This is a genomic window from Mucilaginibacter yixingensis (assembly GCF_041080815.1).
Taxonomy (GTDB): Bacteria; Bacteroidota; Bacteroidia; order Sphingobacteriales; family Sphingobacteriaceae; genus Mucilaginibacter; species Mucilaginibacter yixingensis.
Genome location: NZ_CP160205.1, coordinates 4,981,453 through 4,998,440 on the forward strand (window position 1 = coordinate 4,981,453; position 16,988 = coordinate 4,998,440).

Here is a 16,988-nt window from a genome sequence, read left to right on the forward strand (position 1 = left end):
TATGCAAACTGCTAAAGTGCCAACTACTGAGCTTTATACCCTGCAACTGCCGTCAAGGCCTGCAAGCATTATACAGCTTGAGAGTTTGATAGAAAATATAGCCGATAAACACCAGGTGGCTGATGACACCTTTGCCAATATGATGACTTGTTTGAGTGAAGCAGTTATCAATGCTATGGTACATGGCAACCAACTTGATGCCGATAAATTGGTAATTGTGAATGCCGAGGTAGACCAACGCCGCATTGTGTGGACAGTTACAGACGAGGGTGAAGGCTTCAACCCCAACCAGCTGCCTGACCCTACCGCTCCTGAAAACCTGGAGGCCCTAACCGGTCGCGGCGTATTTATTATGAAACAACTGGCAGACCAATGTATTTTTAACGATCGCGGAAACGAGATCGAGCTTCATTTTAAGATTTAATGCCGTCAATCAATTTTTTTGAGGAAGATATTGTCTTTAAACCCAAACAAAAAGCCGCCCTGCGGCAGTGGATTAAAGACACCTGTGTTGCCGAAGGTTTCAGGCTGAAAGAACTAAACTACATTTTCTGTTCTGACGCCTATTTGCTGCAAATCAATCAGCAATACCTAGATCACGATACTTATACCGATATCATCACCTTTGATAATTCTGAGCAGGAAAAGGTAATTGTAGGCGATATTTTTATTTCGGCAGAGCGCATTCGTGAGAACGCTGAAAAGTTCAAGGTTACAGAAGCTACCGAGCTGCACCGCGTAATGATCCACGGTGCTTTACACCTGCTTGGCTATCCGGATAAGACCCCCGAAAGTAAAAAGTTGATGACACAGAAGGAAGATGAGTATCTGGCGGCCAGAACTTTTTAAAGCCGCAGCAATTTTGTCTAACTTCACTGCGTATTAATTTAAATACCTGGTATAGTTATGAAAATCCTCTCCATTATGGTTGCGTTGCTGTTTGTTGCAGCACCTAGCTCAGTTTATCAATTTAAACTAAAAAACATAGACGGTAAAGCCTTCAAACTGTCTGACTACAAAGGCAAAAAGATCCTTATTGTTAATACAGCTTCTAAATGCGGTTACACTCCGCAATACAAAGAGCTGGAGCAATTATCTGAAACCTACAAAGACAAATTAGTGGTGGTTGGTTTCCCGGCCAATAACTTTGGCGGACAGGAACCTGGCAGCGCATCAGAAATTAAAACCTTCTGTACCGGCACTTACAATGTAACCTTCCCAATGGCAGAGAAAGTTAGTGTTAAGGGTGATGACATTGCCCCGTTGTTTAAATTCCTGACAGAAGCACCAAACCCAGATTTTACCGGCGAAATTAAATGGAACTTTGAGAAATTCCTGATTGACGAAAACGGTAAACTCATCCACCGCTTCCGTTCAAAAACTACCCCTATGTCTGCAGAATTAACCAAATATCTCAACTAAAAAGAGATTTTTGTCCAAATAAAAAAAGAGTTGTTTCACGTGAAACAGCTCTTTTTTTATTTGGCAGGTTTCATAAGCACATGCCTTAAATATTTGTTATATTTAACTAACTCATTATCAAACCGAAACTACGCCATGAAACCACATGTATTATTGCTTTCGGCCGCGTTATGTTTTGCCGCTTGCAAACAAAATCCATCAACAAATACCCCTTCAACAGCCGACACTTCATCTCATGAAGTAAAAACGGGTGGCAGCAAACTCATCAAGGTAGATGGTAAGTACAACATCTACACAAAAAAGGTAGGTGACGGAAAAATTAAGGTATTGCTACTTAACGGTGGCCCTGGCCTGCCGCATGATTATATGGAGTGCTTTGAAGATTTTTTACCAAAGGCCGGAATCGAGTTCTATTACTATGACCAGCTAGGCTGCGGTAACTCTGATACACCTAAAGATACCACACTTTGGATTGTACCGCGTTATGTAGAAGAAGTAGAGCAGGTACGTAAAGGTTTAGGGCTGGATAGTTTTTACATCGTCGGCCACTCCTGGGGCAGCATGCTGGCTATGGAGTATTTGCACAAGTATCAGTCGCACGTTAAGGGAGCCGTATTGTCTGATATGACGGCCGGCGTAAAAGAATATGTAGCCTATGCCGAGCAGTTAAAGAAAAAGTATTTCACCCCCCGTGATATTGTTGTCTTTGATTCGCTTTCGCGATTAAAAAAATATGATTCCGAACAATATAATACGCTCTTAATGACCAAATTGTATGCCAACGTACTTTGCCGTATACCCCTGGAAAAATGGCCGGAGCCATTACTACGCACCTTTAAAAAAATGAACCAACCCATTTACATGCAAATGCAGGGGCCAGATGAGTTTCAGATTACCGGAAACTTCAAAAACTGGGAATTTTGGAGCAGACTACCAGATATTAAAACCCCTATTCTGGTTTTGGGTGCTAAGTATGACGAAATGAATCCCGAAGATTTAAAGCGCGAGGGTAAATTACTGCCTAATAGTCGCACCTACATTTGCCCTAACGGCAGCCATATGGCTATGTATGATGATCAGCAGCATTATTTTGGCAATCTGATAGCTTTTTTGAAGGATGTAGATGCCGGAAGCTTTAAACCTGATGCGAAATAGCGTTTTTATTTCCCGTAGAGCCACATATTTGTGGCTCCCGTTAGCAAAGTGAGCCACAAATATGTGGCTCTACTATAAATTCGCTCACCCATTATACTTCAACATCTCCCACATCAGCTCATAAACGCTGTGAATCAAGCGGCGTTGCTCGTCTTCTTCCAGCTCAAAAGAGGTAAGATATTGATAAACAGCCATTACCTGACCATTATATAAATTGAGCACCAACTCTGGCGGTTGTTGAATAAGCAACCGCTTATGGATGGCGTCGGTAATCAGCTGGCTTTGGATGCTGATTTGCTCTTTCAGCTTTTCGGGCGGTATTTGGTGCACATGGGGCGATAATTGGAATTGCTGCAGGTAAAAGTATTTATCACGATTGTCCAACGCCCAGTGCACCGAGGTAACAAACATCTTTTTGAAACGTACAGCCATAAAATCATCAGCATGAATGGTTTTGGCTATAGCGGCAGAAAACTCATCCCTGATGCTGTTATAAAGCCCTACAACCAGCTCATCTTTGGTTTTATAATAATGGAAGAGCGTGCCGTTGGCCACGCCGGCTTCTTCTGCAATCCTGGCTGTCGGCGTTCCATGAAAGCCGAACCTAACAAACAGCTTGAGTGCTGTCGCTAATATTTGTGTCTGCTTGTCCAATAGCTTAGAGTGATTAATCGGTCTATGAATTTAATCATTATTAAGCGGTAAAAAGCAAAAATTTGGCGGTTTTTTTGAGGATAATAAATGAATACCATTTGTCATTTCGAACGAACACCGCGCGGGCCTATGTGGCGCGTGAGGAGAAATCTTAGACGTATGGCATGTTTGGACTTGCAATCGTCTAAGATTTCTCCCGTTGGAAATGACAAATGGTATTGCTCAAATTGTTGATATAGGGCTTATTCCTTATTGCTCTCCTGCTGTTTCTTCTTTGCCTCCTGGATCTTCTTCAATGAATCTTGTTTGGCTTTCTGTTTCTTTTTAAAGAAGCCTTTCAGCAGGAAATTATGTTGGGCGGCGGTTAAGTCCTCATTAAGCGTTTTGCTGGTGGTGTGTACGCTGGCAATGGTAGTTTTGGCTTGTCTAACTGTACCTTCCAGGTCTTTGGCCATTTTATCGTTATTCAATAGCCGCCCCAGACTACCTTTGCCTTTATTTATCTTCTCTACTATGCCACCCAGGTTTTCGGTAAGGACGGCGCCATTGTCGGCAATCCTGGTAAACTTGTTGATCAGCTTGTCTACATCCAGTGGATTAACGGTAGCCAGTTTATCGCCATCATTTACTACCTCATGGCTTTTTATACCGCCCGGATTAATTACTACCAGCTTATCGCCCATTAAACCGTCGCTGCCAATGGCCATTTTGGCATCCTTCTTTACAAACTGTTTAACCGAGTTATTAAGCGTTAGCGTCACTTTTACCGAACTATCTGTCACAATAGTAATATCATCTACCACACCTACGTTAATGCCCGCAAAACGCACATTATTGCCCACCTGCAGGCCGCTAACGTTCTTAAATATGCCGTAAACGTTAAACGTTGCGTTAAACATGCTCTTTTGGTTACCTATCAGGAAGATGCCGAGAAACAGCACTACCAGACCAACAACTACAAAGAGTCCTATTTTTATTTTTTGTCCCGATGTTGCTTTCATAATCAGATAAAATAAGATTTCACCAATTCGTCTTTTGATTTCGAGAGCTCATCAAATGATCCCTCGGCTTTATATTCTCCATCATCCATAATCAGTACCCGGTCTGATACCACACGGGCACAGTCCATATCGTGCGTAATAATGATAGAGGTTGTTTTATACTTACGCTGCATCTCCAGGATCAGCTGACTAATCTCACGCGACGTAATGGGGTCTAAACCTGTAGTCGGTTCATCATACAGCATAATCTCGGGGTGAACAATCAGCGTCCGCGCCAGGCCAATCCGCTTACGCATCCCTCCCGATAAATCCGATGGCATCTTTTCAGCCGCATCAGGCAAGCCGACGTTCTCCAACATCTCTTTTACGCGCTTATTAAGTTCAGACTGATTAGTCACTCGCATTACGCGCTTTAGCGCAAACTCCAGGTTTTCGCGTACGGTCATAGAGTCATACAACGCAGCGCTTTGAAACAGGAAACCTATTTTGGTACGCAGTTCCTTTAGTTCCCTATCATTCAGTTGCTCTACTTCCTGACCTAATACCTTTACGGTGCCCTTATCAGGCGTTAACATCCCAACCACACATTGTATGGTGACTGATTTACCGGTACCTGATCGACCCAAAATCACCACATTCTCTCCCCGTTTTACACTAAGGTTGATGTTTTTAAGCACCTGCTTTTTACCAAAGGACTTTTTTAATCCCTTGATCTCGATTACCGCCTCCTTTTGGTCAGAAGCAGTATGCTTTGCTTTTTCTGCTACTTCTTCCATTATTTATAAAATAAAAGGGTGCTTATCTGTACCACCAGCATGTCTATAAAAAAGATCCACAAAGACGATGTTACTACCGCCGAGTTAGCGGCAACACCCACGCTTTCGGTACCATGATCTGAGTGATAACCTTTATAACAGCCCACAAAACCAATAGCGAAGCCAAAAAAGAAGGTTTTGATGAGGGCGGGCATATAATCAGTATAATCCAGCGCTGCTATGCATTTATGCAGATAAAGGGTAAGGCTGATATTATCGGTTAAATTAAGGGCTATAAACCCGCCTACAAGGCTAATCAGATCGCCGATCATGGCCAATAGTGGAATCATCAGGCTGGTGGCCAATATGCGCGTTACAACCAGGTATTGTACCGAATTAGCGCCAGATACCTCCATAGCGTCAATCTGCTCGGTTACCTTCATGCTGCCTAATTCGGCACCTATACTCGATGCTATTTTACCTGCACAGATAATTCCTGTAATTACCGGGCCTATTTCTCTGATTACTGATACGGCAAGTGTGTGCGGCAGCATACTTTCCGCACCAAAACCAACCAATGTTGGTCGCAGTTGCAGAATAAGCACTAAGCCCATAATAAAAGAGGTAATACCCACCAATGTTAAAGACCGATAGCCAATTTCATAACACTGGCGCACAAACTCGTTCCATTCAAAACCACCGGAAAAAAGATTACGCACAAAGCGCATAAAGAACACACCCTGCTCGCCAACGCTCTCCAGCCATTTGCGCCAACCCGTTGTTACTGTTGCCTCTGCTGCCATAATGCTAATTTTTATACCTAATTGTTCAGTTTTATAAGTGGCTCTCAATCAGCATGACAATTCGGGGTTTATTTTGTTTCGTTTTACAATTGCTGGTGTTAAGTATATATTAATTTTTAAACCAGAATTTAAAGGATTAATGGGATCTACAGGACGCAAATCATTCCTTTGATCTACCTATTTTTAAAGCATTTACTGTTGGCTTTATCAAAATCCTGTCAATCCTATCAATCCGTTTCATACTGGTTCTCAATCTGGTTCAGAAATCCGTACTTTTGCACCAATTATTAAACTGGCTAAAGTGTACCCATGTAGTAGGCTAAAAGCATTGTTTTTTATTTTAATCAATTGATTATCAAACTAATAAACTAATAAACATCGCGTGAGTACGTTAATATCGGCCGAGCAATTAGGGCATTCATTTCAAGACCACTGGCTATTCAGAAACATGACGCTGGGTATAAACCGCGGGCGCCGGGTGGCATTGGTGGGTGTTAATGGCGCCGGCAAGTCTACCTTATTAAAGCTTTTATCGGGCCGCTTGATGCCCGTTGAAGGTAAAGTTGTGCATGCACGCGATCTATCGCTGGGTTACCTGGAGCAGGATCCTTCTTTTGGCAGTGCTGTTACTATCAGCGATTATATTTTCCATTCAGACAATCGTCAGCAACAACTCATCCGCGAGTATGAGGAGCTTCTGGAGAATGATCCGGAAAATATAAAAGAAATAGAGCGCCTCACCATTGAGTTGAGCAATCTGGACGCCTGGGAATATGAATATCAAATCAAAACCATTCTGGGCAGATTAGATATTCATCATCTTAATCAGCCTATTACTACCTTATCAGGTGGTCAGCGTAAACGTTTATCGTTAGCGCGTTTGTTAATTGAGAACCCAGAGGTTTATGTATTGGACGAGCCTACCAACCACCTGGATATTGATACCATTGAGTGGCTGGAAAAGCTGCTGACCGAGGGCAACAAAACCATCATCATGGTAACGCACGACCGTTATTTTCTGGATAACGTTTGTAACGAGATCATGGAGATTGATAACGGCAAGATGTTTACCTACCAGGGCAACTACGCCTATTTCTTAGAAAAGAAAGCCGAGCGCGAAAGTGCCGATGCTGCTGCCTTTGCCAAGAACAGTAACTTGCTAAAGAAAGAGCTGGAATGGATGCGCAGACAGCCACAGGCACGTGGTACCAAATCAAAAGCGCGCATTGACGCCTTTTATGATCTGGAAGAAAAAACCAAAAACGCCGGACCTAAAGCCAAGGTAGAGCTAAGCGTTAAGGCGGCCCGCCAGGGTAATAAGATTATGGAGCTGCATCACCTGAATAAACACTTCGGAGATCGCGAGATTATCACAAACTTCTCTTATGTATTTAAGAAGGGCGACCGTATTGGTTTGGCAGGTAAGAACGGCAGCGGTAAATCTACCCTGCTCAATATTATTACCGGCAGTTTAAATCCTGACGGCGGCGAGGCTATTAAAGGCGAAACAACGGTATTGGGTTACTTCCATCAATCGGGCATTGTTTTTAAAGAAGACGAGCGCGTAATCGATGTGGTAAAGAACGTGGCAGAGTTTATCACCATGGCCGATGGTAAAACCATCTCGGCCTCTGCCCTGCTCACATTGTTTTTATTCCCACCTAAAAAGCAACACGGTTTTATATCAAACCTGAGCGGTGGCGAAAAGAAACGTTTGCAGTTGATGAGCTTGTTGATGAAGAATCCAAACTTCCTCATCCTCGATGAGCCTACTAACGATTTGGATATTGACACACTAAATGTGTTAGAAGAGTTTTTAACCGACTATCCAGGCGTTTTAATGCTGGTATCGCACGATCGTTATTTGCTGGACAAACTAACCGATCAGCTCTTTATTATGGAAGGCAATGGCGATGTACGCATCTTTAATGGCAACTATTCATCATACCGCGAAGAAATTGAAGAGCAAAAACAATTAGCCAAGAAACAAAGCGTTAATGATAAGCCTGCACCAGTGGTAGCCATTCCTACCCCTGCTCCTAAAAAGAATAAGCTAAGCTTTAAAGAGCAAAAGGAATATGAAACTTTAGAGAGCGAGATAGCTAAACTGGAAACAGTAATAAAAGAGTTAACCCTAAAGATGAATTCTGGCAGTGTTACAGAACATCAGGAGTTAATGGACCTGGCTAAACAGATAGAAGATAAATCTAACGAAATAGACGAAAAAAGTATGCGTTGGATGGAACTGGAAGAATTAAAAGAAGCATGAAACTATCAGATATTATAGCATCAGTTGGAGTAGTTATCTTATTAATAGCTTTTGTATTAAATGTACAGAAGAAATTATCAGCTAACAGCCGCCCCTATACCGCCATGAACTTTATTGGCGCCGGCTTATGCTGTTTATCTTCATACATGATCAGCTTCTACCCTTTTGTGGTGTTAGAAAGCGTTTGGGCAACGTTTGCCCTGGTTTCTTTCTTTAGAGTTCCACGTGGAACATCGGTAAAGGAACGATAATCGCCATAAGTTTACGTTCCTGTGGAACGTAATAATAGTTAGATTAAAATAGACGTTCCACGTGGAACGTAAGTAAATAAAAGAGATGTTTAAGCAATATGATGTAATTGTAGTGGGTGCCGGGCACGCGGGCTGTGAAGCTGCCGCTGCTGCTGCAAACATGGGATCGTCAGTTTTACTGATTACTATGAACATGGGCACCATTGCACAAATGAGCTGCAACCCCGCAATGGGTGGTGTGGCCAAAGGGCAAATTGTGCGTGAGATTGATGCACTTGGTGGCTATTCAGGTATTATAACAGATAAATCTACCATCCAATTCAGGATGCTCAATTTATCTAAAGGCCCTGCCATGTGGAGCCCAAGGGCACAAACAGACCGCATGCGCTTCGCCGAAGAATGGCGTCTAGCACTGGAACAAACCCCTAATGTTGACTTTTGGCAGGATATGGTATCGGGCCTATTAGTTAAAAACAATACGGTAGTAGGCGTACGTACCTCTATAGGTGTAGAGATTGAAGCCAAAGCGGTAGTATTAACCAATGGTACCTTCTTAAACGGCCTCATCCATATTGGCGAGAAACGCTTTGGTGGTGGCCGTACAGGCGAGAAAGCGGCTACTGGTTTAACCGAGCAATTGGTTGAATTAGGCTTTGAAGCAGGCCGCATGAAGACCGGTACCCCACCCCGTGTAGACGGACGCAGCCTTAATTATTCGGTGATGGAAGAGCAATGGGGCGATGAAAACAGAGGCAAATTTAGCTACACTGATACCCCTGTAACGCAAGATCAACGTTGCTGCTGGATTACCTATACCAATACTGCAGTGCATGAAACCCTGAAAGAAGGCTTTGAAAAATCGCCTATGTTTACGGGCAGGATTAAAGGTTTAGGCCCTCGTTACTGCCCGTCTATTGAGGATAAGATTAACCGTTTTGCAGAGCGAGACCGTCACCAGATATTTGTAGAACCAGAGGGATGGAACACAGTTGAGATCTATGTAAATGGCTTCTCTACCTCATTACCCGAGGATGTACAGTACCGTGCATTGACCCAAATACCGGGCTTTGAGAACGCCAAAATGTTCCGACCAGGTTATGCAATAGAGTATGATTACTTCCCTCCTATGCAATTAAATCTGACGCTGGAGACTAAACTCATCAGCAATTTATTCTTCGCAGGTCAGATTAATGGTACCACCGGTTATGAAGAAGCAGGCTCGCAAGGACTCATTGCCGGCATCAACGCACACAATAAAGTACATGACAAACATGAGCTGATACTGAAAAGATCAGAGTCATACATTGGTGTTTTGATAGACGATTTGGTAACCAAAGGTACCGAAGAACCATACCGTATGTTTACCTCAAGGGCAGAACACCGTTTACTTTTAAGACAGGATAATGCCGATATCAGGCTGAGTCCGATAGGTCATGAGTTGGGTTTGATCAGCGATGAGCGGCTGGAGAAGGTAAACAAAAAGATAAAAGACTCTGATGACATTGTGGCCTTCACCCGCCAAAAATCGATTAGTCAGTCGGAAGTAAATGGCTTACTGGAAGAGTTAGGTACCAGCCCCCTCGCCCAGGGTGTAAAGTTACACGCGTTGGTTAGTCGCCCGCAGGTGACTATTAATGACCTGCGCAAGGCAGACACTCAACTGGATGAACTGTTATCAAACTATGACACCGAGACTATTGAGCAGGCCGAGATCAAGATTAAATATGAGAGCTACTTTGAGAAAGAGATGGACATTGTAGAACGCATGAAGAAAATGGAAGACCGAAACATCGACCCTGACTTTAATTATCAGACCCTGGTATCGCTCTCTAAAGAAGCTCGCGAAAAATTGATCAGAATAAAACCGAAGACTTTGGGCCAGGCATCACGCATTTCAGGCGTGTCGCCGTCTGATATTTCGGTTTTGATGGTGCACATGAGTAGATAATACATAAATAACTGATAATCAATTAATTATAAATATTCATTATAAGCCACTTTTAGAAAGTTTTAATATCAATATTCCAAAAACATCAAAAGTGGCTTATATCGCATAAAAATGGGCTCAAATAAAAAATCACTTTTTTTAGCCAAAATTTTAGGGCTTTTGTTGGTCATCATTAACATTATTGGCTGTGCCAACATCCAAAGACCACTGGGCGGACCTCGTGACCGTACCCCACCTAAACTTTTGCTGGCTACCCCCGTCAACGAGACGCGCAATTTTAATGCGAAACAAATCCGCATGGATTTTGATGAATATTTTAAACTGGTCAATCAGTTTCAGGAAATCACGGTGAGCCCGGCTATGGAAAAAACGCCGGAGTTTAAAGTGCGCCAAAAAAGTTTGTACATCAACTTTAAGGATACGCTACAAAAGAACACTACCTACGTGATCAACTTCGGCAAAGCTGTTGCCGATGTTAATGAAGGCAACGTGATCAAAAACTTCGTCTACGTTTTTTCTACCGGCCCTCACATTGACTCGCTCACTCTGTCTGGAACCGTGGTTAACTCCCTCACCCAGGAGAAAGAGAAGGATGTAACGGTAATGCTGGTGCCCATAAAACAGGATACCATCTGGGGTAAACATAAACCGAGCATATTTACCTCTACAGATTCATCAGGCAATTTCAGCATGTCTTACCTGCATGATGGTCGTTATCGCATTTATGCGCTGAAAGAACAAAGCGCCAATCGAATTTATGATAATGAGAGTGAACAGGTAGGATTTCTTAAAAACGACATTGTATTGGATAAAGACACCTCGGGTGTACAGTTGAGCTTGTTTCAGCAGGATCCTGACCGTTTCAGAATACTAGCCAAACGTTTTGACGCAGACGGTAAGATACTTTTGGCATTTAATAAGAAACTAGCTGAGCCCGGCATTACTATTAATTACCCGAAAGGCTCTAACGACCAGAAATATGTAGACTTCAGCAAAACACGTGATACAGCCTTGATTTATCTGCGTAACATGGACTTTGACTCGGTGTCTGTCGCCATAACAGATCATGGCAAACCTATTGATACAACATACCTCAGAAAAGGCCGTAAAGAAGCCTTTAAAAGAGATATCTCTATCGGTGCCAATATCAGCAACATGGGCAGATTAAAGCCAAATACAGACCTTCAATTAACGTTAAACAGCCCGATTGAAAGCTTTGACCGATCGCGCGTGCTCTTATTGGAAGATTCTGTTGACGTAAGCAATTTCACCCTTCAAAAAGACTCGTTGAAGCAAACTAAGTTCATATTAAAATACCGATGGAAGCAGGATAAGCGGTACGAGCTCTCTTTTAACGAAGGCACTTTTGTAAACATCTACGGCGACCATAACAAGCGGATTGTCAAGAAATTTACGGTTGATAAAATAGAGAATTACGGAACGCTAACTTTAAAAATGACCGTACCCGATACCAGCAAAAATTACGTGGTAGAACTTTTAAACGATAAAAAAGAAGTACTGCGCAGCGACGCCATCAAGAAAAACACCTCACTGGTATACAAAGACTACCCTACCGGCAGATTGTTTGTCAGGGTAACTTATGATACCAATGGCAACGGTAAATGGGATACAGGCAATATCAAAGCCAAGCGATACCCCGAAAATATATGGGTATCCCCTACCGTAATAACGCTAAGACCTAACTGGGAAATGGATCAGGATGTGGCCATACCACCTGAAGTATTTATCCCTTAAACCAGCTGGAGTACAGTAAATAGTTTTGTGGTAAACGATCTAATAAAGCCTTTTGATCATTGGTCAGAGGCTTTATTTTTTTGGCAGGATTGCCTGCGTACAAGTAACCAGACTCACAAATGGTATTTTCCAGTACGATAGAACCTGCCCCAATAATCACATATTCTTCTACCACGGCGTTATCCATTACAATGGATCCCATACCTATCAGCGTATGATCGTGTACGGTACAGCCGTGCACAATAGCATTATGACCAATGGTTACATGGTTACCAATGGTAGTTGCGGCACGCATATAGGTAGCGTGAATAACAGCACCATCCTGAATATTAGTGTTATCGCCAATGTGGATATAATTAACATCACCGCGGATAACGGCGTTGAACCATACAGAACAATTATCGCCCATAATAACATCGCCAACAATGGTAGCGTTTTCGGCAATAAAGCAGTCGTCGCCCCAATCAGGCTTTTTATTTTTAACGGGAAGTATCAGCGGCATAATCTTGGGTTAAAAGGTAAATGATAAAGCTACAGGCAAGTTGCACACTTTATATTTATTTTCCTACTTTAGCTTACAACAAAAGCGAAAATAGCTCAGCTGGTAGAGCATCAGTTTCCCAAACTGAAGGTCGCGGGTTCGAACCCCGTTTTTCGCTCAGAACCTAAGCATGGAAAAAATCTTACCCGTTTTTCTCCCGTTATTAATCTTGCCCATTTTTAGCATAGGTCAGCAAAAACCTATAAAATATGATCCTTTCAAAAAGTATAAAGTCGAAAATTTTATCAATGTAGACGCCATTGACAGCATTGAAGTATATAATACCTGGACAAATAAAAAATGGATGGTAAAAAATAAGAACTTAGACTATCTGAAATACATTATAAAAAAGTCTACCGGCATCGCTAGCGTTATAGTTAAACCCGGTCACCTATATCTCCGGTTTTTCAGTAAACAAAAGCTAGATCATTACGATACCTATGCCTATACTGACTGTATAGTATTTGATTGCTTATACGACAAAAAAACTCTTGAGCCTTATAAAGATACTCCCCTCTTTACAATAAGCTTTTCTAATAAAATAGACTGGGATAAATTGAAATAATTAAATATAGCTTCTATATTTCTCTACTGTAACCTTTCCAACTTCCACATCCCGAAAGGATTTTCAAAAAGTTCAATGCCTTTATTAGGCTGATCTGTTTCTTCTGTTATAAGATAATAAGCTGATTCTAAACCGGTTCTAAACGTCTGTTTATTTTTTATGACAGGCTTGTCGATCAATTGATAAAATGAAAAGATCTTTATCAAATCCACAGCCTCCTGAAATTCAAGACCAGATACTATCGTATCTTTCAAACCAAGATTATGCATTCCACACGAGTAAACATCACCGTTTGGCTTAACTAATGAATCTACTACGAAACCATTAAAAGCTGCGTCTTCAAAATCAAAGTCGAGATTTTTACTCCACTGATATGGTTCAAATGCTTTACCAGCTGTTTCAATCTTTATCCCAATTCCACCAACTTTGAGCAACTTAGCAGCTATCTCAGCCATTTGAAAAGCCTTAACCGGATCACCTGTTTCGCCAATAAGATACAAAACAGATTGATGATCAGCTATTTTTGACAAAAATTCAGAAGACAAACTGCAAGCGTACCCAGCAGCAGTAAAAGCTAAAGCTATACGATCATCAGCAACGCAAAGTTCTATCTCGTAATTCCGCCCCGTTATATTATCTGCCAGAAACTTGCCAGCGATCATCAGTTCTCCGTTGGATCTACTAAATATTTCTATCCTGTCTTTCCAATCACCCGGAATACATATTATAGTTTTCACAACCGCTTCCGCTACCTTCTGTAGCTCCGCATTCTTCTTTTTGAATGGCCACATAACCTAAAATACCGTATCCTGCAAAACCGGCGAATGCTCCGGATAATCTGTAGTATAATGTAGTCCTCTACTCTCTTTACGCATCATGGCCGATTTGATGACGATGTATGAAACCTGGATCAGGTTACGTAACTCACAAAGCTTTACTGAGAGCTTGGTTTGTTTATAGAATGATTCTGTTTCTTCATGCAGCAGGCCCAGTCGGCGCATAGCTCTTTCTAAACGAAAATCTGAACGGACAATGCCTACATAATCATTCATCACCTTTTGCATTTCGCGCAAGTTGTGGGTAACCAGGATGTCTTCATTAGATAATGTTGCACCTTTCTCATCCCAATCCGGGATGTTATCCGGGATCACATTAGTTTCAAACTGGCTCATGGCATCTTTATAAATGCGATGCGCAAAAACCAATGCCTCTAATAAAGAATTGGAAGCCAACCGATTAGCACCATGTAAGCCAGTAGAAGAACATTCCCCACAGGCATACAATCTTAATATAGATGAACGACCGCTATGATCTACCATGATACCACCACACATATAATGACAGGCCGGCGATACGGGGATCATATCTCTGGTCATATCAATACCGATATCTAAACACTTGGCATAAATATTAGGGAAATGAGCCAGGATATCTTTTTTACTGCGATGACGCACATCTAGGTAAACGTAATCCTCACCTGATTTTTTGATCTCAGCATCTATGGCACGAGCCACCACATCACGCGGCGCTAATGAACCGCGTTCATCATACTCGTGCATAAATTCCTCACCATTTATTCGTTTCAACACACCGCCGAAACCACGCACAGCCTCAGAAATTAAAAATGAAGGATACTCCCCCGGGTTATATAAGGCTGTGGGATGGAACTGCATAAACTCCATGTTACGCACTTTTCCTTTAGCACGATACACCATGGCTACACCATCACCGGTTGCAATAGTTGGGTTGGTAGTAATGGCATAAATATGGCCGGCGCCACCTGCAGCCATCACTGTTACTTTAGAAAGGATCTTTTCCACCACATTGGTATGGGTGTTAAAAGCATAGATACCATAGCAAGTGATATCATCACTCTGCTTATCAACAAATTTACCCAGATGATGCTGAGTGATCAGATCAACGGCAAAATAATGCGTAAGTATCTCAATATTAGGGTTTTGATGAATTTGTTCTAACAGCGCCCTTTCTATCTCAAAACCGGTAATATCCTTATAATGTAGTACACGATACTCGCTATGACCACCCTCTTTGGCCAGGTCATAAATACCATCGTTAGTTTTATCAAAATTGGTTCCGTAGTCAATAATTTCGTTAATCCGGGCCGGACCCTCTTTCACCACAATTTCCACAACTGCTTCGTCACATAGTCCGTCACCGGCAATTAAGGTGTCATTTATGTGCTTTTCAAACGAATCTTCCTTTTTATCCACAACCACAGCAACGCCTCCCTGGGCATATTTTGTGTTGCTCTCATCTTCATTTGCCTTTGTAACTATCAGTACCTTACCATGTTTGGCAGCTTTGAGTGCAAAACTCAATCCGGCGATACCCGAACCGACTACCAGGAAATCCACATTTTTGGTCATATCAAAATCATAGGATGTTTAAAAATTGAGTTGTATGTTAATAAGCTTCCTAAAACGTGTTAATTTTGTGTAAGCAAATATTTAAAAAATGTTGAACATGTGGATAAGTGCTGATTTTACCGTTAGAAGGGATTACTTTTGAGGAATTTCCTGGCAGATGTAGTGCGTTAATTAACATTTTTAAACATACTAAAATCTCCACATAAATCTTTTGAAGAAAAAACTTGGTTCTCACATCAATCTAAAAATCAAATTAATAGAAAATAAAAACCGTGTTAAAAATGTGGATAACCTGCGGATAAGTAGCTTTCACAAATATTTTTAACCTTGGTTTTACACAAAACTAACACACCAATAAACAATAGTTTTATTTATTTAAAATATTAGTTGTTATTATTTGAATTGTTGAAATGGATACTTTTGAAGAAATAAACATGAAAGGTTTCGTCGACGAGTACATTGATCCGTCGCTGGATCTTTATGCGGAAATCGAAAAACTTAAAAAAGAAAAAAATGCGGTTATACTGGCCCATTATTACCAGGACGGAGAAATACAGGATATTGCCGATTATATTGGCGATAGTCTCGGCTTGTCGCAAGAGGCTGCTAAAACCGACGCCGATATTATTGTATTTGCCGGTGTACACTTCATGGCCGAAACAGCCAAGATCCTCTCACCTGGAAAGAAAGTTTTACTGCCCGACGTAAAAGCCGGTTGCTCTTTGGCCGACAGCTGCCCGCCGCACTTGTTCAAAAAGTTTAAAGAAAATTACCCGGATCACCTGGTGATTACTTATGTGAACTGTACGGCCGAGTTGAAAGCAATGACCGACATTGTTTGCACATCAAGCAACGCCGTGCAGATTGTAGAGAGCTTGCCGAAAGATCAAAAAATCATCTTCGGCCCTGACAAAAACCTGGGTGCTTACGTGGCTAAAAAAACCGGTCGCGATTTGGTGTTGTGGAATGGTGCCTGTATGGTTCATGAGATTTTTTCGAGAGAAAAGATTACCAAGCTGAAAGAGCGTCATCCTGGTGCCAAACTGCTGGCCCACCCTGAGTGCGAAGAAGTAATACTGGAAATGGCCGACTATATTGGCTCTACCACAGGCATTTTAAAATATGCAGGCTCGCGCCCGGAAAAGGAATTTATTGTAGCAACCGAATCTGGTATACTGCACCAAATGCAAAAAGCCAATCCGGATAAAACGTTTATCCCGGCGCCACCAAACAACCAATGTGCTTGTAACGATTGCCCGCACATGAAACGTAACACGCTGGAAAAGTTATACTTGTGTTTGAAAAATGAACAACCGGAGGTAGCTGTACCGGCAGATATTATTGAAAGAGCAGTAAAGCCAATTGAGCGCATGCTGGACATTTCAGCTAAACTGGGTTTATAGTTTTTACAACTTTAATAAAAACGTATAATTTAAAGAGCCACAATATATTGTGGCTCTTTTTTGTTGACTGATCTACTAC

General features: G+C 41.9%; 17 protein-coding genes and 1 tRNA gene. 11 read left to right on the forward strand and 7 right to left on the reverse strand.

Annotation, left to right across the window (positions count from 1 at the left end; genetic code table 11):
- Position 1: 1 nt before the first annotated feature.
- The 4 genes from ABZR88_RS20565 (at position 2) to ABZR88_RS20580 (ending at position 2,577) form a co-directional block, all read left to right on the forward strand.
- On the forward strand, positions 2-424 hold the full coding sequence (locus ABZR88_RS20565; RefSeq protein WP_107827834.1) for an ATP-binding protein: 423 nt from the start codon (positions 2-4) through the stop codon (positions 422-424).
- Positions 424-849 carry an rRNA maturation RNase YbeY gene (gene ybeY / locus ABZR88_RS20570; protein WP_107827835.1) on the forward strand — a complete coding sequence of 142 codons (426 nt, stop codon included), beginning with the start codon at positions 424-426 and terminating at the stop codon, positions 847-849. The genes ABZR88_RS20565 and ybeY overlap by 1 nt, the downstream gene beginning before the upstream one ends.
- Positions 850-906: 57 nt before the next feature.
- Positions 907-1,422, forward strand: coding sequence for a glutathione peroxidase (locus ABZR88_RS20575; RefSeq protein WP_107827836.1), 516 nt, complete (start codon positions 907-909; stop codon positions 1,420-1,422).
- Positions 1,423-1,557: 135 nt separating this feature from the next.
- Positions 1,558-2,577: a proline iminopeptidase-family hydrolase gene (locus ABZR88_RS20580; protein WP_107828037.1), complete on the forward strand. Its 1,020-nt coding sequence runs from the start codon at positions 1,558-1,560 to the stop codon at positions 2,575-2,577.
- Between the two features lie 84 nt (positions 2,578-2,661).
- On the opposite strand, the gene ABZR88_RS20585 is transcribed toward ABZR88_RS20580, so the two are convergent.
- The 4 genes from ABZR88_RS20585 to ABZR88_RS20600 all read right to left on the reverse strand — a co-directional run bounded on the left by ABZR88_RS20585 (position 2,662) and on the right by ABZR88_RS20600 (position 5,790).
- Entirely contained in the window at positions 2,662-3,231 is a 570-nt protein-coding gene (locus ABZR88_RS20585) for a TetR/AcrR family transcriptional regulator (protein ID WP_170113561.1), read from the reverse strand.
- A 242-nt stretch (positions 3,232-3,473) separates the two neighbouring features.
- Positions 3,474-4,232, reverse strand: a complete 759-nt coding sequence (locus ABZR88_RS20590) for an MlaD family protein (protein ID WP_107827838.1) — start codon at positions 4,230-4,232, stop codon at positions 3,474-3,476.
- Between the two features lie 2 nt (positions 4,233-4,234).
- Positions 4,235-5,008, reverse strand: coding sequence for an ABC transporter ATP-binding protein (locus ABZR88_RS20595; protein WP_107827839.1), 774 nt, complete (start codon positions 5,006-5,008; stop codon positions 4,235-4,237).
- A complete protein-coding gene (locus ABZR88_RS20600) occupies positions 5,008-5,790 on the reverse strand; it encodes an ABC transporter permease (RefSeq protein WP_107827840.1) in 783 nt (260 codons plus the stop codon). Before ABZR88_RS20600 ends, ABZR88_RS20595 begins: the two co-directional genes overlap by 1 nt.
- A 382-nt stretch (positions 5,791-6,172) precedes the next feature.
- Between ABZR88_RS20600 and ABZR88_RS20605 the strand changes: the two genes are divergently transcribed.
- From ABZR88_RS20605 to ABZR88_RS20620, 4 genes are all read left to right on the forward strand, one after another.
- The gene (locus tag ABZR88_RS20605; RefSeq protein WP_245917009.1) at positions 6,173-8,059 is read left to right on the forward strand and encodes an ABC-F family ATP-binding cassette domain-containing protein; all 1,887 of its coding nucleotides are present in this window, start codon (positions 6,173-6,175) and stop codon (positions 8,057-8,059) included.
- The gene (locus tag ABZR88_RS20610) at positions 8,056-8,310 is read left to right on the forward strand and encodes a hypothetical protein (protein WP_107827842.1); all 255 of its coding nucleotides are present in this window, start codon (positions 8,056-8,058) and stop codon (positions 8,308-8,310) included. Before ABZR88_RS20605 ends, ABZR88_RS20610 begins: the two co-directional genes overlap by 4 nt.
- An 85-nt stretch (positions 8,311-8,395) precedes the next feature.
- On the forward strand, positions 8,396-10,258 hold the full coding sequence (gene mnmG, locus ABZR88_RS20615; protein ID WP_107827843.1) for a tRNA uridine-5-carboxymethylaminomethyl(34) synthesis enzyme MnmG: 1,863 nt from the start codon (positions 8,396-8,398) through the stop codon (positions 10,256-10,258).
- A 159-nt stretch (positions 10,259-10,417) separates the two neighbouring features.
- Positions 10,418-12,013, forward strand: coding sequence for an Ig-like domain-containing protein (locus ABZR88_RS20620; protein ID WP_170113562.1), 1,596 nt, complete (start codon positions 10,418-10,420; stop codon positions 12,011-12,013).
- Here ABZR88_RS20620 and ABZR88_RS20625 read toward each other — a convergent pair.
- A complete protein-coding gene (locus ABZR88_RS20625; protein WP_107827845.1) occupies positions 12,003-12,515 on the reverse strand; it encodes a gamma carbonic anhydrase family protein in 513 nt (170 codons plus the stop codon). The two genes, ABZR88_RS20620 and ABZR88_RS20625, sit on opposite strands and share 11 nt — an antisense overlap.
- 84 nt (positions 12,516-12,599) lie before the next feature.
- Between ABZR88_RS20625 and ABZR88_RS20630 the strand changes: the two genes are divergently transcribed.
- Both ABZR88_RS20630 and ABZR88_RS20635 read left to right on the forward strand, forming a co-directional pair.
- Positions 12,600-12,672, forward strand: a tRNA-Gly gene (locus ABZR88_RS20630).
- 12 nt (positions 12,673-12,684) lie between these two features.
- Positions 12,685-13,119, forward strand: coding sequence for a hypothetical protein (locus tag ABZR88_RS20635; protein ID WP_107827846.1), 435 nt, complete (start codon positions 12,685-12,687; stop codon positions 13,117-13,119).
- A 23-nt stretch (positions 13,120-13,142) separates the two neighbouring features.
- Here the strand turns inward: ABZR88_RS20635 and ABZR88_RS20640 are convergent, their stop codons facing one another.
- Both ABZR88_RS20640 and nadB read right to left on the reverse strand, forming a co-directional pair.
- The gene (locus ABZR88_RS20640; RefSeq protein ID WP_107827847.1) at positions 13,143-13,910 is read right to left on the reverse strand and encodes a hypothetical protein; all 768 of its coding nucleotides are present in this window, start codon (positions 13,908-13,910) and stop codon (positions 13,143-13,145) included.
- Between the two features lie 3 nt (positions 13,911-13,913).
- Positions 13,914-15,506 (reverse strand): L-aspartate oxidase, encoded by a 1,593-nt coding sequence (nadB, locus tag ABZR88_RS20645; RefSeq protein ID WP_107827848.1) that lies wholly within the window; start codon positions 15,504-15,506, stop codon positions 13,914-13,916.
- A 410-nt stretch (positions 15,507-15,916) separates the two neighbouring features.
- On the opposite strand from nadB, the gene nadA reads away from it, so the two are divergent.
- Positions 15,917-16,909: a quinolinate synthase NadA gene (nadA, locus tag ABZR88_RS20650; protein WP_107827849.1), complete on the forward strand. Its 993-nt coding sequence runs from the start codon at positions 15,917-15,919 to the stop codon at positions 16,907-16,909.
- Positions 16,910-16,988 lie beyond the last annotated feature (79 nt).